The organism is Pseudomonas sp. McL0111 (genome assembly GCF_052567255.1).
Genome location: NZ_CP199585.1, coordinates 1378938 through 1402258, shown reverse-complemented (window position 1 = coordinate 1402258; position 23321 = coordinate 1378938). Strand labels below are relative to the sequence as shown.

Below are 23321 nucleotides of genomic sequence, written 5' to 3'. Positions count from 1 at the left end.
AGAGCGGCCACAAGAACGCTGCCTGCGCTGTACATGGAATGTTGCATCCGGAACGCATCCCCACTTTTGGCATAAGAAGTCCCATGAAATGAATCTCAAGTTCAGCCATAAAATTCTGTTGGCCGCCTCGGGCGTCGTGGTCCTGGCGTTCGCGCTGTTCACTTTGTACAACGACTATCTGCAGCGAAATACCATTCGCCAGAACCTCCAGTCCTCCGTGCAGCAGGCCGGCGATCTGACCGCCAGCAGCGTGCAGAACTGGATGAGCGGGCGGATTCTGGTACTGGAAAACCTCGCGCAGAACGTTGCCCATCAAGGTAAAGACGCCGATTTCCCGGGGCTGGTCGATCAACCGGCCTTCACCTCGAACTTCCAGTTCACCTACGTCGGTCAGGCCAACGGTGTCTTCACCCAGCGCCCTGACGCGAAGATGCCGGACGGTTACGACCCGCGTCAGCGCCCGTGGTACAAACAAGCGGTAGCCGCCGACAAAACCATGCTGACCCCGCCTTACCTGGCAGCGGTCGGTGGGCTGGTGGTGACCATCGCCATGCCGGTGAAGAAGAACGGTGAACTGCTCGGCGTTGTCGGCGGTGACCTGAGTCTGGAAACCCTGGTGAAGATCATCAACTCGGTGGACTTCGGTGGCCTCGGCCATGCGTTCCTGGTCAGCGGCGACGGTCAGGTGATCGTCAGCCCGGACAAAGATCAGGTGATGAAGAACCTCAAAGACATTTACCCGGACACCACCGTACGCATCCAGAAGGGTAACCAGAACGTGGTGCTCAATGGCCACGAGCGGATTCTGTCGTTCACCCCGGTCAGCGATCTGCCGAATGCCGAGTGGTACATCGGTCTGTCGATCGACCGCGATAAGGCCTACGCCGCACTCAGCCAATTCCGTACCTCGGCGCTGATTGCGATGTTTGTCGCCGTGAGCGCGATTGCGCTGCTGTTGAGTCTGTTGATCAACGTGTTGATGCGTCCATTGACCACCATGGGCCGTGCGATGCAAGACATCGCCCAGGGTGAGGGCGACCTGACCCGTCGTCTGGTCGTGGAAAGCAAAGATGAGTTCGGTGAGCTGGGCAGTGCCTTCAACCAGTTCGTCGAGCGGATTCACGCGTCGATTTCCGAAGTGTCTTCGGCCACTCGCCACGTACACGATTTGTCGCAACGGGTCATGGCCTCGTCCAATGCCTCGATTGTCGGCTCGGATGAGCAGAGCGCCCGCACCAACAGTGTGGCCGCCGCGATCAACGAGCTGGGTGCCGCCACTCAGGAAATCGCCCGCAACGCTGCCGATGCTTCGCAGCACGCCAGTGGTGCCAGCGAGCAGGCCGATGATGGCCGTCAGGTGGTGGAGCAAACCATTCAGGCGATGACCGAGCTGTCGCAGAAGATCAGCCTGTCGTGCACGCAGATCGAAACGCTCAACGCCAGCACCGACAACATCGGGCACATCCTCGATGTGATCAAAGGCATCTCGCAACAGACCAACCTGCTGGCTCTCAACGCGGCCATCGAAGCGGCCCGTGCCGGTGAAGCCGGTCGTGGTTTTGCGGTGGTGGCGGACGAGGTGCGTAACCTTGCCCACCGCACGCAAGAGTCGGCGGAAGAGATCCACAAGATGATCACTTCGTTGCAGGTCGGTTCGCGTGAGGCGGTCAGCACCATGAACGCCAGTCAGGCGTCCAGCGAGCAGAGCGTTGAAGTGGCGAACCAGGCCGGTCTGCGACTGGTTAGCGTGACCCAGCGCATCGGCGAGATCGACGGCATGAACCAGTCGGTGGCTGCGGCGACCGAGGAACAGACGGCGGTGGTGGAAACCCTCAACGTCGACGTCAACCAGATCAACCTGTTGAACCAGCAGAGCGTGGCCAACCTCAACGAGACGTTGAAGGATTGTGATGCGTTGTCGCAGCAGGCCAACCGGTTGAAGCAGTTGGTGGACAGCTTCAAGATCTGATTCGCACTGGGTAACACCGCGTTATCGTTCTTCGCGAGCAAGCTCGCTCCCACAAGGTCCCGGTTAAACACAAATACTGTGTTCACCCAAAAACCTGTGGGAGCGAGCTTGCTCGCGATGCTTTCAAGTCAACGAAACGTTTCGCCCGGCGGCCGCAGCGCTGAAAAGGTAACGATTGATCGCCTCGACGCCCCGGTTCAGATGCTGTTCCAGCGCCGTCACCGCCCCTTCGACATCACCTGCCTGCACCGCTCGCAGAATACCCCTGTGATCTTCCTGAGACAGTTTGCCCAGGCCCATCGCTTCGAGGTTGAAGCGCAGGAAGCGTTCTTCCTCGTTGAGCCCGTCTTCGACCAGTCGCAGCAGCCGCTTGTTGGGCGCCTCGCGGTACAACTCCATGTGGAACAGGCGATTGAGCCGGCCGATTTCGCCGTAGTCGTGCTGGCTTTCGAGTTCCTCGATATAGCTGGCCGCGCGTGCGTGGTGGGCGCTGGTCAGCAGCGGAACCGATTGCCGCAGCGCTTCGGATTCGAGGAGGATTCGCAGTTCGTAAGTCTGGGTGGCATCGCCCTGAATGAGCGGCGCAACCACCGCTCCTTTATGGGCGGTGACTGTCACCAGATCCTGGGCTTCCAGTTGGCGCAAGGCTTCGCGCACCGGCATGCGGCTGACTCCGAACAGGTCCGCCAGATCTTGCTGACGCAGCGCGGTGCCGCAGGGCAGACGTCCATCGAGGATGGCCGAGCGCAGGGTTTCTTCGATGATCGAGCGCGCGAGATGCGCGGGAATCGGCCCATCGACCTTGATGCTGTGCAGCGGTTTGGGCTTCTGTGTCACGACTACACACCCTGGCTACAATCCGATTTGGATCCAATGGACACTAGAGATTGCTCTACAAGATGTCAAACCGTGTAGAGGATTGCTCATCTATTCAGCTTAGTGCGTGAGTGATGATCTCAGGGTGCCATTGTTTTTTAACGGGCTAACCTTCACCATCAAACGCTTTCCTTTCTGCCCTCCTCGGATGCCTGCTGTGGCGGTACGTTTCGCGATCCCTCGGATTGTGCGCTGGTTTGGCTGCGCACTGCTGCTGGCCGGCCTCATGCTGGGCGGTCTGCATGCCGATTGGGATTTTTCCGCGATCAGCCGCAAGGCCACGGCACTCTACGGACCATTGGGCGCCGGGCAGCAGCGAATCGATGCCTGGCAAAACCTGCTGGCGACGCAAAAACAAGTCAGCGAGATGGAAAAACTCAAAGTGGTGAACCTGTTTTTCAACAAACAGATGCGCTACGTCGAAGACATCGATCTCTGGGGCCAGGTCGATTATTGGGAAACGCCCATTGAAGCGCTGTGGAAGGGTGCCGGCGACTGCGAAGATTATGCGATCGCCAAGTATTTCAGCCTGCGCCATCTGGGGGTTTCCAGTGACAAGCTGCGCATCACTTACGTCAAGGCACTGCGCCAGAATCGTGCGCACATGGTGCTGACTTACTATTCCAGTCCAGAGGCGATGCCGCTGGTGCTCGACAGCCTGATCGATCAGATCCAGCCTGCGTCGCAGCGGACCGATTTGCTGCCGGTCTATTCTTTCAATGCCGAAGGTCTGTACCTGCCCGGCGCCAAGGGCAACAAAAAGGTCGGTGACACCAAACGGCTGTCACGCTGGCAGGATGTGTTGAAGAAAATGCAGGCCGAAGGTTTTCCGGTCGAAACGACTAACTAGGAGCACGCGCTCAGATGTCTTTGTTCAAACAGCTGTTGATCGCTATCTGTCTGTTCCTGGTGGTCGCCTTCACTGGCAGCTTCATGGTCAGTCTGGAAAGCTCGCGTACTCAGTACGTCAACCAGTTGCGTTCCCACGCCCAGGACGCGGCCACGGCGCTGGCGCTGTCGCTGACGCCGAATATCGATGACCCGGCGATGGTCGAGTTGCTGGTCAGTTCGATTTTCGACAGCGGTTATTACGCGAGCATCCGCGTGGTCGATCTGAAAACCGACAAGACCATCGTCGAGCGCAGTGGTATCCCGGCAGTCACCAACGTGCCGGACTGGTTCGTCAAAATGATCGGCCTCGAACCGGCGGGTGGCGATGCGCTGGTCAGTCGTGGCTGGGAACAGGCTGCGCGGGTCGAGGTGGTGAGCCATCCGATGTTTGCCTTGGCAAAACTCTGGCAGAGCGCGTTGGGCAGCCTTGGCTGGCTGCTGATCTGCGGCGCGGTGAGTGCGGTGCTCGGCGCATTGCTGCTGCGTCGGCAATTGCGCCCGCTGGATTACATGGTCAAACAATCCCATGCCATCGCTCGTCGCGAGTTCCTCAGTCTGCCGGAACTGCCGCGCACCCCGGAACTGCGCCGTGTGGTGCAGGCCATGAACCAGATGGTCGAGAAGCTCAAGGCACTGTTTCAGGAGCAGGCCGAGCGCAGTGAAAAGCTGCGCGCCGAGTCCTATCAGGACAACCTCACGGGTCTGGCCAACCGGCGTTATTTCGAGATGCAGTTGAACGCCCGGGTGAGTAACCCGGAGCAGGCCAGCTCGGGTTATCTGCTGTTGTTGCGGGTCAAGGATCTGGCCGGTCTCAACCAGCGTCTTGGCGGTCAGCGCACCGATGAATTGTTGAAAGCGGTCGGCGAGCAATTGTCCCGTGAGTGCGCCAAGTACCCGGAAACCCAGAACCTCGTCACCCGTATTCGCGGCGGCGAATTCGCTGTGCTGGCGCCGGGGCTGGTGCGCGAAGAAGCGCTGCAACTGGCGCAGAACCTCGACAATGCGTTGAGCAGTCTGCACGCCACGGGTGCTACCGATGTGGCGGCGGTGGCCTCCATCGGTCTGGCGCCGTTCGCTCATGGCGACTCGCCGCAAGCGGTGCTCAGCCTCGGCGATCAGGCGTTGGCGCAGGCTGAAGGGCAGGGCGAGCAGAACTGGGCGTGCCTTGAGCACGGTCTGTCGGCGAGCGTTGGTGACGATCACCACGCCTGGCATCGCCTGCTCGATCAAGCGTTGAGTCAGCAGCGTTTCGAGCTGTATTTCCAGCCGGTGGTGGCCGCACAGGACACGCAACTGGTGCTGCATTACAAAGTGCTGTCGCGACTGCTCGACGAGCAGGGCCAGACCATTCCGGCCGGACGCTTCCTGCCATGGCTTGAGCGCTTCGGCTGGACCGCACGACTGGATCGGCTGATGCTCGAACGCGTGCTGGAGCAGATGAAAGAACATGAGCAATCGCTGGCGCTGAACCTGTCCTCGGCGACATTGGCCGACCCGCAGGCGTTGAACAAAGTCTTCGAAATTCTGCGAGCGCATTCCAACCTCGGCTCGCGCCTGACGCTGGAAATCGGTGAGGAGCAATTGCCTGAGCAAGCGGTGCTCGAGCAATTGACCCGGCGTCTGCGCGAACTCGGTTTCTCGCTGAGCCTGCAACGCTTTGGTGGGCGCTTCAGCATGATCGGCAACCTGGCGCGGCTGGGACTGGCTTACTTGAAGATCGACGGCAGCTACATTCGCGCGATTGATCGGGAGAGTGACAAGCGCCTGTTCATTGAGGCGATCCAGCGGGCGGCGCACAGCATTGATCTGCCGCTGATTGCCGAGCGGGTCGAGACCGAGGGGGAAATGTCGGTGATTCGCGAGATGGGTTTGTATGGGGTTCAGGGGCAGCTGTTTGGTGAGCCCAAGCCCTGGAAGTAAGCCTTTGCAGGTGCGGTGTCAGTGATGCCGCCTTCGCGGGCAAACCCGCTCCCACAGGGATTTGTGAAACGACACAGTCCAATGTGGGAGCGAGCTTGCTCGCGAAGAGGCCAGCTCAGTCGCCGAAGATCCTGAATCAGATCAACCCGCTCTCATCCTCATCGATCAAATGACTCAAGCCGCCCAACGCCTCACGCGCCTGGGTACGATCCATCAGTTTGGCCTGTGCCGCCGGCGGCAGGTCGGTGACGCGGATCACCCCTTTGCTGGTCAGCACCTGAATCAGGTCGTCGAGTACCCGAATCATTTCAAAGTCGCTCTGCTTGAGCTGTTTGAGGCTGTTTTCCACGGCGGCATTGGCAAACCATGCCTGGATTTCATGATGGTCGGCCGGCAGCGTTTCCGAGGCCTCGGCGTAAGCCGCAGCTTCCACGCGAACCAACTGGCCCTGCGCATCGCGTTGCACGTAAAACATTGAGCGTCCCTCGGAAATGAACCAGCGTCATGCTGTCAGCAGCATAGCCAACTGCACGCGAGTATGCGGTGCGGCGACGAAATCGTCACGATTGTGACGGCTGGAAACGTGACCGCCGCCCCATAAGAGGCGGCCGTTGTTCGTTTGTCAGCTGTTGTTGTGATCGACTTTGATGGTCGGATCGCTGCCGGCAATCAGGTTATGAATGTTGGCAGTGGACCAGTTGTTACCTTCCAGTTTGATCGTCACGTCCGGTGTCGCGGCTGCCGCATCGCCGGAGTTGAACTTGCCGCCCGAGCTGACTTGCAGCGACGACACGCCATCGACCGTGCTGATCTTCAGGAAGTTGTCGATGGTGCTGCCGGTCTCGCCCTGCAACAGATCGCGCAGGTCGATGCGGTCACCTTCGCTGGCGTTGAAGTCCTTGATCACATCGTTGCCGGTGTCGCCGGACTTCCAGACGAAGGTATCGGCACCCGAACCACCAATCAGGATGTCATTGCCCGGGCCACCGATCAGCGTGTCGTTGCCGGTGCCGCCGAGCAGGATGTCATTGCCTTTACCGCCATCGAGCACGTCGTTGCCGCCCGAGCCGAACAGGATGTCATTGCCTGCGCCACCCAGCAGGGTGTCGTTGCCGTCATGCGCGCCGGACACATCGAACGCCTGATAGTGCTCGGTGATGTACTGGTGCACGTTGCTGGTGGTGACTTTGCTGACGTCGACGCCGGTCTGCTGCGCAACGAACGCCTGCATCGCCTGATAACCCTCGCCGGCAATGCCGTTGAAGCTCACCAGATCGCCGAACAGGATGTCGTTACCGTCGCCACCGCTGACGGTGTCGTTACCCGGCAGTGTCGCTTCGGTGTGGCCGATGATCGAGTTGGCCAGATCCTTCGGATCGATGTTGGTTTGCGGCGTCTTGTCCGAGTCGTACGGTTTCAGGTCGTTGAGGCTGACCCCGCTGTTGAGGCCGATGGCTTCGACGTTCGACAGACCGCTCAACAAGGCGAAGCTGCTGCCGGCGTTGCTGGTAGTCGCCGAATCGGTGCTGCTGCCGCTACCCGCCAGGCTGGAAATCTCATAGGTGCCATCGCCCTGAGCGTGCACGGTGCCCAGGTTGGTCGCGGTCCAGCCGTAACGGCTGGTGTAGACCTGCAACTGAGCGGCGCCGTTGGCGCTGATGCTCAGATAGTGCGTGTTGTCGATGTAAGTGCTGAAGGTATCGCCCAACTTGTAGTTGCTGGTCGTCACCACGCTATCGAACTTCACGCTGCCGTACAGCGTCGGGTTGGTCTGCTCATTGGTCTGGTAGTAGGTCGGCTGGCCGTCGGTGATGAAGTACGTGAGGTTCTTCGCCCCGGTGTTTGCGACTGCATCAGCGCTCTGGAAGAAGTTGGCCGTGGCTTTGAACACGTCTTCGTAGTTGGTGCCGCCGCCGGACGCCATCGAGTCCAGCACCGCTTTGAGCTGGGTCAGCGCGTTCGGGTCGTTGAGGTTCACCGACACCGACTTGTTGACCTGGGTATCGAAGTCCACCAGGAAGATGTTCACCGTGCCCGAGTTGCTGCCGCCCAGGCTTTGCTTGAGGGTGTTGAACACCGCCGTCAGCGAGTCCTTCGCCGAGCTGATTGACGAAGCGCTCATGCTGCCCGAACTGTCGACCATGAACGCGATGTTGTAGTTGGTGCCCGGCACCACGGTCAGACCACCGATGTCAGCGACCATGATGTCGTTGCCGTCGGTGCCGCTGAAGGTGTCATCGCCCGAGGTCCCGACAATGGCGTTGTACACCGCTGGCACCACAGTGACCGGAATCGTCGCGACACTGCTGGCCGAACCGCCGACTTGTTCGGTCGAGGTCGAGGTCACGGTCAGGTTGAACTGACCGTTGTAGTACGGCGGTGGCGTCACGGTCAGGCTGCCGAGGCTCCAGCCAGTGACGTTGGCGTCGCCGCTGGTCGCGGTGACGGTAAAGGTATGACCTGCGCCGTCGCTGAGTACCGAGCCGACCGGTGCGCCGCTGATCTTCACGCTCAGGGTTTCCGAGCCGTCGGTGTCGGTCAGCGCGGTAGTGATCGCCGACAGTTTCACCGTGGTGCCTTCGGCGCCGGTGTTGAGCTTGTAGCCGTCGTAATAGCCTTCGCCGTTGGTGCCGTGCAGATCGGAGACGGTCACGCCGGAGTTGATCAGATCCTGCACGCCGGTGTAGATCGGCACGCCGGTGCTGCTCAGGTCGATCGGCGTGCTGCCGTTGACCGACAGATTCACATCGTAGCTGCCCGGGCCGCTCTGGTTGTGATGGTAGATGTCGAGGGTGTAGTAACCGCTGGTGGTCGGAGTGAACGAACCATTGATGGCACCGCCCGCACCCCAGGTACCCGAAGCCACGCTCTTGCCGCCGATAGTAATCAGCAGGCTGTCATCGGCGACGCCGCTGAAGGTGTAGGTCTTGCCGGCTTCGAGGTAGATCAGGCCGGACGTCTTCGACGCCGTACCTGCCGCGACGCTGCCGTCGGACTGCACGTTGGTCACGTTGCCGCTGGAGTTTGGCGTGCCAGCGCCGTCGATGACGTTTTTCAACGTGGTCGAGTCCGCGCCGCTGCCACTGGTGCCGAGGCCCGACAGACCGGTCCAGACTTCCTTGACCAGCCCGGTGGACTTCACGCTGTTGTCGGCCACGCTCACGGTCGGTGCATCGGCCACTGGCGTGATGTCGATCTTCACGGTGCCGGCGTTGCCCAGCAGTTGGCCGTCGGTAGGCTGAAACTTGATCTGCGCGTAGTCAGCCTGCTTGTTGCCCAGACCGGTACCGCCGTAACCGTCCACACCCGACTCGTTGGCATCCGGCATGAAGCGCAGTTTGCCGGCGTCGATGTCAGCCTTGCTGAAGGTCTGATTGTTGGCAACGTCTTTCCAGGTCGAACCGTCCAGATACTGCAGTTTGCCTTCGCCCGGCAGTTGGGTGATTTTCACGCCCAGGCTGCTGGCCGGGCTGTCGACGTCGGTCACACCAAAGGTCGACCAGCCAAGGATCAGCGGAGTGTCTTCGGTGCCGGTGACGTTGACCGGTGCAGCGACCGGCGCATCGTTGACTGCCACCACGTTGACTGTGGTGGTCGCAGTGTTGGAGTAGTTGCCGCCGTCGGTCACGGTCACGGTGATGATCCGCGGCACGGTGCTCGGGTCTTCACTGTTGTTGGTGAAGCTGATGTTCTTGATCGCCTGCATGTAGTCGGCAAGCGTCGCGTTACCCGACAGCGTCAGGGTCACGGTGCCGTTGGTGCTGTTGGCATTGATGGTGATGCCGTTGACGCTGTTGCCCAGGTTCAGTGCATCGCCATCCTGACGGTTGGTCAGGACGATGGTCGCGCCGGTCAGCATGGTGCTGTCCGGGTCGGTGATGCTCAGGTCGGTGTCGGCAATCGACACACCAGCGCCCGGGGTGTTTTCGGTGAAGGTCACCTTGTAATCGGCACCGGTGGCGCCGCTGGAGTTGTTGGCGTCCAGATCGATGACTGGCGGTGCGTCGTTGTCGATGATCGAAGTGCTGACGCTGCCATTGGTGGCGCTGACTGCGAGGTTCTCGAAGTTGCCGCCAGTGGCCGAGTCGATCTTGACCACGAAGTTTTCGGTGCCTTCGGTGATCTTGTCGTCGATGGTCGCAACGTTGAAGGTCGCGGTGCTGGCGCCTGCCGGGATCTTCACGGTGTACACACCGGTGAAGTCCGAACCGTCGGCGGCGGTGCCGCTGTAGACGATTTTCAGGGTCACTTCGGTTTGCGCCGGGTGAGTCAGGCTGACGGTATAGCTGGCGGTCTGGCCTTCGGTCACCGAGGAGCTGCCGCTGATGCTGACTTCGGTCTTGTCGATGGTGTCGGTGACGTTGGTCACCGCCGGAGTCTTGTTGGTCACCAGGCTTTCGAAGTTGCCACCGGTGGCGGTGTTGATCGTTGCCTGAACGGTACCTGCGTCTTTGTAGACGTCGTCGGCTGGCGCTGGGACGGTGACGGTGCCGGTGGTTTTGCCGGCATCGATGGTGATCACGGCGCCGTTGCTCAACGTTACGGTCACCGGTGTGCCAGCGGCGTTGGTCAGGGTTGCGGTGTAGATGATCGAGCCGCCCTCGGCCACGGTGCCAGTCGCGCTGAGCGACAGGTTGGTGGTGTCGATGGTGTCGGTCACGGTGGTGCTGACCGGCGTCTTGTCGGCAACGAGATTTTCGTAGTTGCCGCCGCTGACGTTGGTGATCGAATTGCTCAGCGGGGTGTGACCGTTCAGCGCATCGTTCGGTGCGGTAGTGGTTACGGTGCCGGTGGTCTGGCCGACGGCGATGGTGATGGTTTGGCCGTTGGCCAAAGTCACGGTCACTGGGGAGCCGGTTACCGCAGCACCGACGGTGGCGGTGTAGACGACGCTTCCGCCTTCGGCTGCGGTGCCGGTTGCGGTCAGCTTCACGGTGGTGGTGTCGATGGTGTCGGTGACGCTGGTGATTGCCGGAGTGCTGCTGGTCACCAGTTTCTCGAAGTTGCCACCGGTTGCGGTGTTGATCGTTGCCTGAACGGTACCTGCGTCTTTGTAGACGTCATCGGCAGGCGCTGGGACGGTGACGGTGCCGGTGGTTTTGCCGGCGTCGATGGTGATCACGGCGCCGTTGCTCAGCGTTACGGTCACTGGTGTGCCCGCTGCGTTGGTCAGGGTTGCGGTGTAGATGATCGAGTCACCCTCGGCCACGGTGCCGGTCGCGGTGAGCGACAGGTTAGTAGTGTCGATTGTGTCGGTCACGGTGGTGCTGACCGGCGTCTTGTCGGCAACGAGGTTTTCGTAGTTGCCGCCGCTGACGTTAGTGATCGAATTGCTCAGCGGGGTGTGGCCGTTCAGCGCATCGTTCGGTGCGGTAGTGGTCACGGTACCGGTGGTCTGGCCGACGGCGATGGTGATGGTTTGGCCGTTGGCCAAAGTCACGGTCACTGGGGAGCCGGTTACCGCAGCACCTACTGTTGCGGTGTACACGACGTTTCCGCCTTCGGCTGCGGTGCCAGTGGCAGTCAGCTTCACGGTGGTGGTGTCGATGGTATCGGTGACGCTGGTGATTGCCGGGGTGCTGCTGGTCACCAGTTTCTCGAAGTTGCCACCAGTGGCCGTGTTGATCGTCGCCTGAACGGTGCCGGCGTCTTTGTAGACGTCGTCTGCCGGAGCCGGAACGGTCACGGTGCCGGTGGTTTTGCCGGCGTCGATGGTGATCACGGCGCCGTTGCTCAACGTTACGGTCACCGGTGTGCCCGCAGCGTTGGTCAGGGTCGCGGTGTAAATGATCGAGCCACCTTCAGCCACGGTGCCGGTCGCGGTGAGCGACAGGTTAGTAGTGTCGATGGTGTCGGTGACGGTGGTGCTGACCGGCGTCTTGTCGGCAACGAGGTTTTCGTAGTTGCCGCCGCTGACGTTGGTGATCGAGTTGCTCAGCGGGGTGTGGCCGTTCAGCGCATCGTTCGGTGCGGTGGTGGTCACGGTGCCCGAGGTCTGGCCGACGGCGATGGTGATGGTTTGACCGTTGGCCAAAGTCACGGTCACTGGGGAGCCAGTTACCGCTGCACCGACGGTGGCGGTGTAAACGACGTTTCCGCCTTCGGCTGCGGTGCCGGTGGCGGTCAGCTTCACGGTGGTGGTGTCGATGGTGTCGGTGACGCTAGTGATTGCCGGAGTGCTGCTGGTCACCAGTTTTTCGAAGTTGCCACCGGTTGCGGTGTTGATCGTTGCCTGCACGGTGCCGGCGTCTTTGTAGACGTCGTCGGCTGGCGCTGGGACGGTGACGGTGCCGGTGGTTTTGCCGGCGTCGATGGTGATCACGGCGCCGTTGCTCAACGTTACGGTCACCGGTGTGCCCGCAGCGTTGGTCAGGGTCGCGGTGTAAATGATCGAGCCACCTTCAGCCACGGTGCCGGTCGCGGTGAGCGACAGGTTAGTAGTGTCGATGGTGTCGGTGACGGTGGTGCTGACCGGCGTCTTGTCGGCAACGAGGTTTTCGTAGTTGCCGCCACTCACGTTAGTGATCGCGTTGGTCAGTGGTGCATGACCATTCAACGCATCGTTCGGAGCGGTGGTGGAAACGGTACCGGTGGTTTGGCCGACAGCGATAGTGATGGTCTGGCCGTTGGCCAATGTCACAGTGACCGGCGAGCCAGTTACCGCTGCGCCCACGGTCGCGGTGTAAGTGACGATGCCACCTTCAGCAGCAGACTCGGTCGCGGTCAGTTTTACGGTGGTGGTGTCGATGGTGTCAGTGACGCTTGTCACTGCCGGAACAGTGCTCGGCACCAGGTTCTCGAAGTTGCCACCAGTGGCCGTCGAAATGGTCGCTTCGACTTTACCTGCGTCTTTGTAAACATCATCGGCTGGTGCTGGAACGGTCACGGTGCCGGTGGTTTTGCCCGCTTCGATGGTGATGACGGCGCCGTTGCTCAACGTTACGGTCACCGGAGTGCCAGCAGCGTTGGTCAGGGTCGCGGTGTAGATTATCGAACCGCCTTCGGCGACCGATTGAGTGGCACCCAAAGTCAGGTTGGTAGTGTCGATGGTGTCGGTGACGGTGGTGCTGACCGGGGATTTGTCGGCGACCAGATTTTCGTAGTTGCCGCCGCTCACATCGGTGATTGCGTTGGTCAGTGGAGCATGACCATTCAACGCATCGTTCGGAGCGCTAGTGGTTACGGTGCCTGTGGTCTGGCCGACGGCGATGGTAATTGTCTGGCCGTTGGACAGAGTCACGGTGACTGGCGAACCGGTTACAGCGGCGCCAACAGTCGCGGTGTAAGTGACGGTACCACCTTCAGCAGCAGACTCAGTCGCCGTGAGTTTTACGGTGGTGGTGTCGATGGTGTCAGTGACGTTGGTCACTGCCGCAACGGTGCTCGGCACCAGGTTCTCGAAGTTGCCACCAGTGGCCGTCGAAATGGTCGCTTCGACTTTACCTGCGTCTTTGTAAACATCATCGGCTGGTGCTGGAACGGTCACGGTGCCGGTGGTTTTGCCCGCTTCGATGGTGATGACGGCGCCGTTGCTCAACGTTACGGTCACCGGAGTGCCAGCAGCGTTGGTCAGGGTCGCGGTGTAGATTATCGAACCGCCTTCGGCGACCGATTGAGTGGCACCCAAAGTCAGGTTGGTAGTGTCGATGGTGTCGGTGACGGTGGTGCTGACCGGGGATTTGTCGGCGACCAGATTTTCGTAGTTGCCGCCGCTCACATCGGTGATTGCGTTGGTCAGTGGAGCATGACCATTCAACGCATCGTTCGGAGCGCTAGTGGTTACGGTGCCTGTGGTCTGGCCGACGGCGATGGTAATTGTCTGGCCGTTGGACAGAGTCACGGTGACTGGCGAACCGGTCACGGCTGCACCAACAGTCGCGGTGTAAGTGACGGTACCACCTTCAGCAGCAGACTCAGTCGCCGTGAGTTTTACGGTGGTGGTGTCGATGGTGTCAGTGACGTTGGTCACTGCCGCAACGGTGCTCGGCACCAGGTTCTCGAAGTTGCCACCCGTGGCCGTCGAAATGGTCGCTTCGACTTTGCCGGCGTCTTTGTAAACATCATCGGCTGGTGCTGGGACGGTCACGGTGCCGGTGGTTTTGCCCGCTTCGATGGTGATGACGGCGCCGTTGCTCAACGTTACGGTCACCGGAGTGCCAGCAGCGTTGGTCAGGGTCGCGGTGTATATGATCGAACCACCTTCAGCCACGGTGCCGGTGGCGCTGAGCGACAGGTTGGTGGTGTCGACGGTGTCAGTAACCGTGGTCGAAACCGGTGCTTTGTCCGCTACCAGATTCTCGTAGTTGCCGCCGCTGACATCGGTGATCGCGTTAGTCAGAGGTGCATGACCGTTCAACGCATCGTTCGGCGCAGTAGTGGTCACGGTACCAGTGGTTTGACCGACGGCGATAGTGATGGTCTGGCCGTTGGACAGGGTCACGGTGACTGGCGAACCGGTCACGGCTGCACCAACAGTCGCGGTGTAAGTGACAGTGCCACCTTCAGCCGCAGACTCGGTCGCAGTGAGTTTTACGGTAGTGGTGTCGATGGTGTCAGTGACGTTGGTCACTGCCGCAACGGTGCTCGGTACCAGGTTTTCGAAGTTGCCACCCGTAGCGGTCGAAATGCTTGCTTCGACTTTGCCAGCGTCTTTGTAAACATCATCGGCTGGTGCTGGGACGGTCACGGTGCCCGTGGTTTTGCCCGCTTCGATGGTGATGACGGCGCCGTTGCTCAACGTTACGGTCACTGGTGTGCCGGCAGCGTTGGTCAGGGTCGCGGTGTAGATGATCGAACCGCCTTCAGCCACGGTGCCGGTCGCGGTCAGCGACAGGTTGGTGGTGTCGACGGTGTCAGTAACCGTGGTCGAAACCGGCGATTTATCCGCTACCAGATTCTCGTAGTTGCCGCCGCTGACATCGGTGATCGCGTTAGTCAGTGGCGCATGACCATTCAGCGCATCGTTCGGCGCGGTAGTGGAAACGGTACCGGTGGTTTGGCCGACAGCAATGGTAATTGTCTGGCCGTTGGACAGAGTCACGGTGACTGGCGAACCGGTTACAGCGGCGCCAACAGTCGCGGTGTAAGTGACGGTGCCACCTTCAGCCGCAGACTCGGTCGCGGTCAACTTCACGGTGGTGGTATCGATGGTGTCAGTGACGTTGGTCACTGCCGCAACGGTGCTCGGTACCAGGTTTTCGAAGTTGCCACCCGTAGCCGTCGAAATGGTTGCTTCGACTTTGCCCGCATCCTTGTACACGTCATCGGCTGGCGCTGGGACGGTCACAGTGCCGGTAGTTTTCCCGGCCTCGATGGTGATCACGGCGCCGTTGCTCAACGTTACGGTCACCGGAGTGCCAGCAGCGTTGGTCAGGGTCGCGGTGTAGATGATCGAACCACCTTCGGCCACGGTGCCGGTGGCGCTGAGCGACAGGTTGGTGGTGTCGACGGTGTCAGTAACCGTGGTCGAAACCGGTGCTTTGTCCGCTACCAGATTCTCGTAGTTGCCGCCGCTGACGTCAGTGATTGCGTTGGTCAGTGGAGCATGACCATTCAGCGCATCGTTCGGAGCGGTGGTGGAAACGGTACCGGTGGTTTGGCCGACAGCGATAGTGATGGTCTGGCCGTTGGCCAATGTCACAGTGACCGGAGAGCCAGTTACGGCTGCACCAACAGTCGCGGTGTAAGTGACGGTGCCACCTTCAGCCGCAGACTCGGTCGCGGTCAGTTTTACGGTGGTGGTATCGATGGTATCAGTGACGTTGGTCACTGCCGGAACAGTGCTCGGCACCAGGTTCTCGAAGTTGCCGCCTGCGGCCGTCGAAATGGTCGCTTCGACTTTGCCTGCATCTTTGTAAACGTCATCGGCCGGAGCCGGAACGCTTACGGTACCGACGGTTTTACCGGCGTCGATGGTGATGACAGCGCCGTTGCTCAACGTCACGGTCACAGGCGTGCCAGCCGGGTTGGTCAGTGTTGCGGTGTAAACAATCGAACCACCTTCAGCCACAGTGCCGGTCGCAGTCAGCGACAGGTTGGTGGTGTCGACGGTGTCAGTAACAGTGGTCGAAACCGGTGCTTTGTCTGCCACCAGATTCTCGTAATTGCCGCCGCTGACATCGGTGATCGCGTTAGTCAGTGGAGCATGACCATTTAACGCATCGTTTGGCGCGGTGGTGGAAACGGTACCGGTGGTCTGACCGACAGCGATAGTGATGGTCTGGCCGTTGGACAGAGTAACGGTCACTGGAGAACCGGTTACGGCTGCGCCGACGGTCGCGGTGTAGGTGACAGTGCCACCTTCAGCAGCAGACTCGGTCGCGGTCAACTTCACGGTGGTGGTATCGATGGTGTCAGTGACGTTGGTCACTGCCGCAACGGTGCTCGGCACCAGGTTCTCGAAGTTGCCGCCTGTGGCCGTTGAAATGGTCGCTTCGACTTTGCCTGCATCTTTGTAAACGTCATCGGCCGGAGCCGGAACGCTTACGGTACCGACGGTTTTACCGGCTTCGATGGTGATCACGGCACCGTTCGACAGAGTCACGGTCACCGGAGTGCCGGCCGGATTGGTCAACGTTGCGGTGTAAACAATCGAACCACCTTCGGCCACGGAACCAGTCGCAGTCAGCGACAGGTTGGTGGTGTCGACGGTGTCAGTAACAGTGGTCGAAACCGGTGCTTTGTCCGCTACCAGATTCTCGTAGTTGCCGCCGCTGACATCGGTGATCGCGTTAGTCAGTGGCGCATGACCATTCAGCGCATCGTTCGGCGCGGTAGTGGAAACGGTACCGGTGGTTTGGCCGACGGCGATGGTGATGGTTTGGCCGTTGGCCAAAGTAACAGTCACTGGCGAACCGGTGACGGCTGCGCCAACAGTCGCGGTGTAAGTGACGGTGCCACCTTCAGCGGCGGACTCGGTCGCGGTCAGTTTTACGGTGGTAGTGTCGATAGTGTCAGTGACGTCAGTGACTGCCGCAACGGTGCTCGGCACCAGGTTCTCGAAGTTGCCGCCTGTGGCCGTTGAAATGGTCGCTTCGACTTTGCCTGCATCTTTGTAAACGTCATCAGCCGGAGCTGGAACAGTCACGGTGCCGGTAGTTTTACCCGCCTCGATGGTGATGACAGCGCCGTTGCTCAACGTTACGGTCACCGGAGTGCCAGCAGCGTTTGTCAGGGTCGCGGTGTAGATTATCGAACCGCCTTCGGCGACCGATTGAGTGGCACCCAAAGTCAGGTTGGTAGTGTCGATGGTGTCGGTGACGGTGGTGCTGACCGGGGATTTGTCGGCGACCAGATTTTCGTAGTTGCCGCCGCTCACATCGGTGATTGCGTTGGTCAGTGGAGCATGACCATTCAGCGCATCGTTCGGAGCAGTAGTGCTCACGGTGCCAGTGGTCTGGCCGACGGCGATGGTGATGGTTTGGCCGTTGGACAGAGTCACGGTGACTGGCGAACCGGTTACAGCGGCGCCAACAGTCGCGGTGTAAGTGACAGTGCCACCTTCAGCAGCAGACTCGGTCGCGGTCAGTTTTACGGTAGTAGTGTCGATGGTGTCAGTGACGTCAGTGACTGCCGCAACGGTGCTCGGCACCAGGTTCTCGAAGTTGCCGCCTGTGGCCGTCGAAATGGTCGCTTCGACTTTGCCAGCGTCTTTGTAAACGTCATCGGCCGGAGCAGGAACGCTTACGGTACCGACGGTTTTACCGGCTTCGATGGTGATGACTGCGCCGTTCGACAGAGTCACGGTCACCGGAGTGCCGGCCGGATTGGTCAACGTTGCGGTGTAAACAATCGAACCACCTTCGGCCACGGAACCAGTCGCAGTCAGCGACAGGTTGGTGGTGTCGACGGTGTCGGTGACGGTAGTGGAAACCGGTGCCTTGTCGGCTACCAGATTCTCGTAATTGCCGCCGCTGACGTCAGTAATAGCGTTGGTCAGCGGAGCATGACCGTTCAACGCATCGTTCGGCGCGGTAGTGGAAACGGTACCGGTGGTTTGGCCGACAGCGATAGTGATGGTCTGGCCGTTAGCCAGAGTCACGGTCACTGGCGAGCCAGTTACGGCTGCGCCAACAGTCGCGGTGTAGGTGACAGTGCCACCTTCAGCCGCAGACTCGGTCGCGGAAAGTTTTACGGTGGTGGTGTCGATGGTATCGGTAACGCTGGTCACTGCCGCAACGGTACTCGGCACCAGGCTCTCGAAGTTACCGCCAGTCGCAGTGCTGATCGTTGCCTGAACGGTGCCGGCGTCTTTGTAGACATCATCGGCCGGAGCAGGAACGCTCACGGTGCCGACGGTTTTACCGGCTTCGATGGTGATCACGGCACCGTTCGACAGAGTCACGGTCACAGGCGTGCCAGCCGGATTGGTCAGCGTTGCGGTGTAAACAATCGAACCACCTTCGGCCACGGAGCCGGTCGCCGTCAGCGACAGGTTAGTGGTGTCGACAGTGTCGGTCACATTAGTGCTGACCGGGGTTTTGTCCGCCACGAGATTTTCGTAGTTACCGCCGCTGACATCGGTGATCGCATTGGTCAGCGGAGCATGCCCATTCAACGCATCGTTCGGAGCGGTGGTGGAAACGGTACCGGTGGTTTGGCCGACAGCGATAGTGATGGTCTGGCCGTTAGCCAGGGTCACAACAACCGGCGAGCCGGTCACTGGCGCACCGACGGTGGCGGTGTAAGTAACGGTGCCGCCTTCTGCTGCGGTTTCCGAAGCGCTGAGCTTCACCGTCGAGGTGTCGATGGTGTCAGTGACGCTGGTGACAGCAGGAACGGTACTCGGCACCAGGCTCTCGAAGTTACCGCCAGTCGCAGTGCTGATCGTTGCCTGAACGGTGCCGGCGTCTTTGTAGACATCATCGGCCGGAGCAGGAACGCTCACGGTGCCGACGGTTTTACCGGCTTCGATGGTGATCACAGCACCGTTCGACAGTGTCACGGTCACCGGAGTGCCGGCCGGATTGGTCAGCGTTGCGGTGTAAATGATCGAACCACCTTCAGCCACGGAACCGGTCGCGGTCAGCGACAGGTTGGTGGTGTCGATGGTGTCAGTCACGGTGGTGACGGCTGGAGTCTGGTTCGCCACCAGATTTTCGTAGTTGCCACCGCTGGTGCCGTCGATTTTCACGCTCAGGGTGTTGCCACCGGCGAGTGCGTCGTTCGGCGCGGTGAAGTTGACCGTGCCGCTGCTGGCGCCGACAGGGATGGTGATGGTCTGGCCGTTGGACAGGGTGATCACAACCGGGGAGCCGGTGACCGGGGCAGTGACCGATGCGGTGTAAGTCACCACGCCGCCTTCGACGGTGTTGGCCGTGGCGGTCAGCGACACGGTGCTGTTGTCGATGGTGTCGGTGACGTCGGTCACGGCCGGGGTCTTGTCGACCACCAGGTTTTCAAAGTTGCCGCCCGTGGTCTTGGTGATGGTCGCGTCGACTTTGCCGGCGTCTTTATAGACGTCATCGGCAGGTGCGGCGACAGTTGCGGTGCCGCTGGATGCACCTTTGGCGATGTTGATCACCGCGCCGTTGCTCAACGTCACGGTCATGGCATTGCCGGCCGGATTGGTCAGGCTGGCGGTGTAGACAATCGAGCCACCCTCGGCCACGGAACCGGTAGCGCTCAGGCTCACGGTGGTGGTGTCGACGGTGTCGGTGACAGTGGTGACCACCGCCGAACGGTTGGCATCGACCTGTTCGAAGTTGCCGCCGCTGTGGCTGGCAATCGCGGTCTGGACCTTGCCGCCGTCGATGTACGGCGTGTTCGCCGGGGCAGCGAAGTTGACCGTGCCGGAGGTGGCGCCGGCAGCAATGTTGATCACTGCGCCGTTGGCCAGGGTTACGGTCATCGCGGTGCCGGCCGGGTTGCTCAGGGTCGCGGTGTAGGTGATCTGGCCACCTTCGCTGACGGTGTCACTGGCGCTCAGGGTCAGCGTGGTCTTGTCGATGGTGTCGTTGACGGTGGTGCTGACCGGCGTCTTGCTGACATCGAGCTTCTCGAAGTTGCCGCCGCTGGCGTCGGTCATGGTCACGGTGAGCTTGCTGACATCTTTATAGACGTCATCGCTTGGCGCCGCGATGGTCACCGAACCGCTGGTCTTGCCGGCTTCGATGGTGATGGTCTGGCCGTTGCTCAGGTTGACGGTCACCGCAGTTTGCGCGGCGTTGGTCAGGGTCGCGGTGTAGGTGATCGACGTGCCCTCGAGCACATAGCTTTCGGCGCTGAGGGTCAGGTGCGTAGTGTTGATGGTGTCGGCGACGTTGGTCACCGCTGGCGTCGGGTTGGCCACCAGGCTTTCGAAGTTGCCGCCCGTGGTGTCCTTGATGGTCACTTCAAGCTTGCCGGCGTCTTTGTAGACGTCATCGGCAGGCGCAGGAACGGTCACGGTGCCGACGGTTTTGCCGGCTTCGATGGTGATGGTCGAGCCGTTGCTCAGGGTCACTGTCACCGGCGTGCCGGCCGGGTTGGTCAGGGTTGCGGTGTAGACGATCGAACCGCCTTCGTTGACGTTGCCGGTGGCGGTCAAGGAAACGGTGGTGGTGTCGACGGTGTCGGTCACGGTGGTGCTGACCGGGGATTTGTCGGCGACCAGATTTTCGTAGTTACCGCCGCTGACATTGGTGATCGAGTTGGTCAGCGGTGCATGACCATTCAAAACATCGTTCGGCGCGGTGGTGCTCACGGTGCCGGTAGTCTGGCCGACGGCGATGGTGATGCTCTGGCCGTTAGCCAAGGTCACAACAACCGGCGAACCGGTAACCGGTGCGCCAACAGTCGCGGTGTAAGTAACTGTTCCGCCTTCAGCAGCAGTTTCGGTGGCGGTCAGTTTGACGGTCGAGGTGTCGATGGTATCGGTAACGTCAGTCACGGCCGGAACGGTGCTTGGTACCAGGTTTTCGAAGTTGCCGCCCGTGGCGTTGTTGATGGTGACTTCAACTTTTCCAGCGTCTTTATAGACGTCATCGGCAGGCGCCGGAACGCTCACCGTGCCAACGGTTTTGCCGGCTTCGATGGTGATCACAGCGCCGTTCGACAGAGTCACGGTGACTGGCGTGCCAGCCGGATTGGTCAGCGTCGCGGTGTAAACAATCGAACCACCTTCAGCCACAGTGCCGGTCGCAGTCAGCGACAGGTTGGTGGTGTCGACGGTGTCGGTCACGTTGGTGCTGACCGGGGATTTGTCGGCAACGAGGTTCTCGTAATTGCCGCCGCTGACGTCGGTGATCGAGTTGGTCAGCGGAGCATGACCGTTCAGCACATCGTTCGGAGCGGTGGTGCTCACGGTGCCGGTAGTCTGGCCGACGGCGATGGTGATGCTCTGACCGTTAGCCAAGGTCACAACAACCGGCGAACCGGTAACCGGTGCGCCTACTGTCGCGGTGTAAGTAACTGTTCCGCCTTCAGCAGCAGTTTCAGTCGCAGTCAGTTTTACGGTCGAGGTGTCGATGGTATCGGTAACGTCAGTCACGGCCGGAACGGTGCTTGGCACCAGGTTCTCGAAGTTGCCGCCCGTGGCGTTGTTGATGGTGACTTCGACTTTGCCGGCGTCTTTATAGACGTCATCGGCAGGCGCTGGAACGCTCACGGTACCGACGGTTTTGCCGGCTTCGATGGTGATCACAGCACCGTTCGACAGGGTCACGGTCACCGGAGTGCCGGCCGGGTTAGTCAGGGTCGCGGTGTAAACAATCGAACCGCCTTCAGCCACGGAACCGGTCGCGGTCAGCGACAGGTTGGTGGTGTCGACGGTGTCGGTCACGGTGGTGCTGACCGGGGATTTGTCGGCGACCAGATTTTCGTAGTTGCCGCCGCTGACATCAGTAATCGAGTTGGTCAGCGGGGCATGACCATTCAAAACATCGTTCGGCGCGGTGGTGCTTACGGTGCCGGTAGTCTGGCCGACGGCGATGGTGATGCTCTGGCCGTTAGCCAAGGTCACAACAACCGGCGAACCGGTAACCGGTGCGCCAACAGTCGCGGTGTAAGTAACTGTTCCGCCTTCAGCAGCAGTTTCGGTGGCGGTCAGTTTGACGGTCGAGGTATCGATGGTGTCAGTAACGTCAGTCACGGCCGGAACGGTGCTTGGTACCAGGTTTTCGAAGTTGCCGCCCGTGGCGTTGTTGATGGTGACTTCAACTTTGCCGGCGTCTTTGTAGACGTCATCGGCCGGAGCTGGAACGCTCACGGTGCCGACGGTTTTGCCGGCCTCGATGGTGATCACAGCACCGTTCGAAAGAGTCACGGTCACCGGAGTGCCAGCCGGATTAGTCAGGGTCGCGGTGTAAACAATCGAACCACCTTCAGCCACAGTGCCGGTCGCAGTCAGCGACAGGTTGGTGGTGTCGATCGAGTCGGTAATGGTGGTGGTAGCTGGCGTAGTGTTCGGCACCAGATTTTCGAAGTTGCCGCCGGTAGCACCGGTAATGGTGGTGCTGACGGTGCTGCCATTGTTGTAAACGTCGTTGGCAGCGGTCGGCACGTTGACGGTGCCAGTGGTCTGGCCTGCGCCGATAGTGATGGTCGAGCCGTTGGACAGGGTGACGGTTACCGGGGTTTGCGCCGGGTTGGTCAGTGTCGCGGTGTAGGTGATCTGGCCACCCTCGACGACGCTGCCGGTAGCGGTCAGGGTCAGACCGGTGGTATCGACCGAATCGGTAATCGTGGTCACGGCCGGTGTCGGGTTCGGCACCAGATTTTCGAAGTTGCCGCCGGTGGCAGCCGTGATGGTGGTGGTGACGGTGCTGCCGTTGTTATAGACGTCATTGGCGGGGGTCGGCACGTTGACGGTGCCGGTGGTCTGGCCAGCGCCGATGGTGATGGTCGAGCCGTTGGACAGGGTGACGGTTACCGGGGTTTGTGCCGGGTTGGTCAGGGTCGCGGTGTAGGTGATCTGCCCGCCTTCAGTGATGTTCGGCGCGGCGGTCAACGTGACTGTGGTGGTGTCGATTGTGTCGGTGACTTGCGTGGTGGCCGGCGTGGTCGGCGGCGTCACGGTGATGCCGTTGCCACCGGTGGTGCCGGTGACGGTCACGTCGATCTGGGTCGGGTCGTTATAAACAGTGTCGTTCGGCGCCAGCGGCACGTTGACGGTGCCGGTGGTCGAACCGGCCGGAATCACGATCACCGCGCCGTTGGACAGGGTGATGGTCAGGTCGGTCAGCGGTGCCTGAGTCAGGGTCGCGGTGTAGACCAGCACGCCGCCGGCTTCGGTGATGGTCGGCGTGGCGCTGAGGCTCAGGGTCGAATCACGCAGAGCGTTAGTCGTGGTGTCGGTGGTCTGGCCGCCAGTGATGTTTTGCGCAGCCTGACCGCCAGAGTTGATCCCCGCAGTCGGGAAACCAATGGTCGGATCAACGCGGCCAGCAGTGGCGTCGAGCAACACGAAGCTGTGGCCACCACCGGCAGCGCCGCCAGTGCCTGCGGCGCTTGGGCCGGCAGCGGTGGCGTCCAGCGCGGTAGTCGGGTCGACACCGGCGGCGATGGCTTGTTGCAGTTCTGCAACCGACGGCGCGGCTTGCGCGGTGGCCTCGGCCAGATCAGTGCTGGAGTCGGGCGCGTTGGCGCTCCATTGGGTCTCACGGCCCAGGTCCAGGGTGCGGCCATCAGCCAGTTCCAGAGAGACGGCGCCAGACAGACCGGTGTCGATCTGGTCGCCGACCATCAG

At 60.8% G+C, this 23321-nt stretch carries 6 protein-coding genes and 2 pseudogenes; 4 read left to right on the top strand and 4 right to left on the bottom strand.

Annotation, left to right across the window (positions count from 1 at the left end; genetic code table 11):
* Positions 1–88 precede the first annotated feature (88 nt).
* Positions 89–1114: pseudogene (locus ACTWLJ_RS06280) on the top strand (HAMP domain-containing protein); the annotation flags it as partial.
* Positions 1115–1183: 69 nt separating this feature from the next.
* On the top strand, positions 1184–1969 hold the full coding sequence (locus ACTWLJ_RS06275) for a methyl-accepting chemotaxis protein (RefSeq protein ID WP_371924622.1): 786 nt from the start codon (positions 1184–1186) through the stop codon (positions 1967–1969).
* Positions 1970–2092: 123 nt separating this feature from the next.
* On the opposite strand, the gene ACTWLJ_RS06270 is transcribed toward ACTWLJ_RS06275, so the two are convergent.
* Entirely contained in the window at positions 2093–2806 is a 714-nt protein-coding gene (locus ACTWLJ_RS06270; protein WP_445180251.1) for a GntR family transcriptional regulator, read from the bottom strand.
* Positions 2807–3002: 196 nt separating this feature from the next.
* Between ACTWLJ_RS06270 and lapG the strand changes: the two genes are divergently transcribed.
* Both lapG and lapD read left to right on the top strand, forming a co-directional pair.
* On the top strand, positions 3003–3695 hold the full coding sequence (gene lapG, locus ACTWLJ_RS06265) for a cysteine protease LapG (RefSeq protein WP_445180250.1): 693 nt from the start codon (positions 3003–3005) through the stop codon (positions 3693–3695).
* A 14-nt stretch (positions 3696–3709) separates the two neighbouring features.
* Positions 3710–5656 carry a cyclic di-GMP receptor LapD gene (gene lapD / locus ACTWLJ_RS06260; protein ID WP_445180249.1) on the top strand — a complete coding sequence of 649 codons (1947 nt, stop codon included), beginning with the start codon at positions 3710–3712 and terminating at the stop codon, positions 5654–5656.
* A gap of 136 nt (positions 5657–5792) precedes the next feature.
* Here lapD and ACTWLJ_RS06255 read toward each other — a convergent pair whose 3' ends face one another.
* The 3 genes and pseudogenes from ACTWLJ_RS06255 to ACTWLJ_RS06245 all read right to left on the bottom strand — a co-directional run.
* A complete protein-coding gene (locus tag ACTWLJ_RS06255) occupies positions 5793–6131 on the bottom strand; it encodes a tryptophan synthase subunit beta (protein WP_401210733.1) in 339 nt (112 codons plus the stop codon).
* Positions 6132–6278: 147 nt separating this feature from the next.
* Positions 6279–21725 (bottom strand): LapA family giant adhesin, encoded by a 15447-nt coding sequence (locus ACTWLJ_RS06250; protein WP_445181324.1) that lies wholly within the window; start codon positions 21723–21725, stop codon positions 6279–6281.
* Positions 21717–23318 (bottom strand): annotated as a pseudogene (locus tag ACTWLJ_RS06245) (retention module-containing protein); the annotation flags it as partial. The pseudogene ACTWLJ_RS06245 and the gene ACTWLJ_RS06250, both read right to left, overlap by 9 nt.
* Positions 23319–23321: the final 3 nt, after the last annotated feature.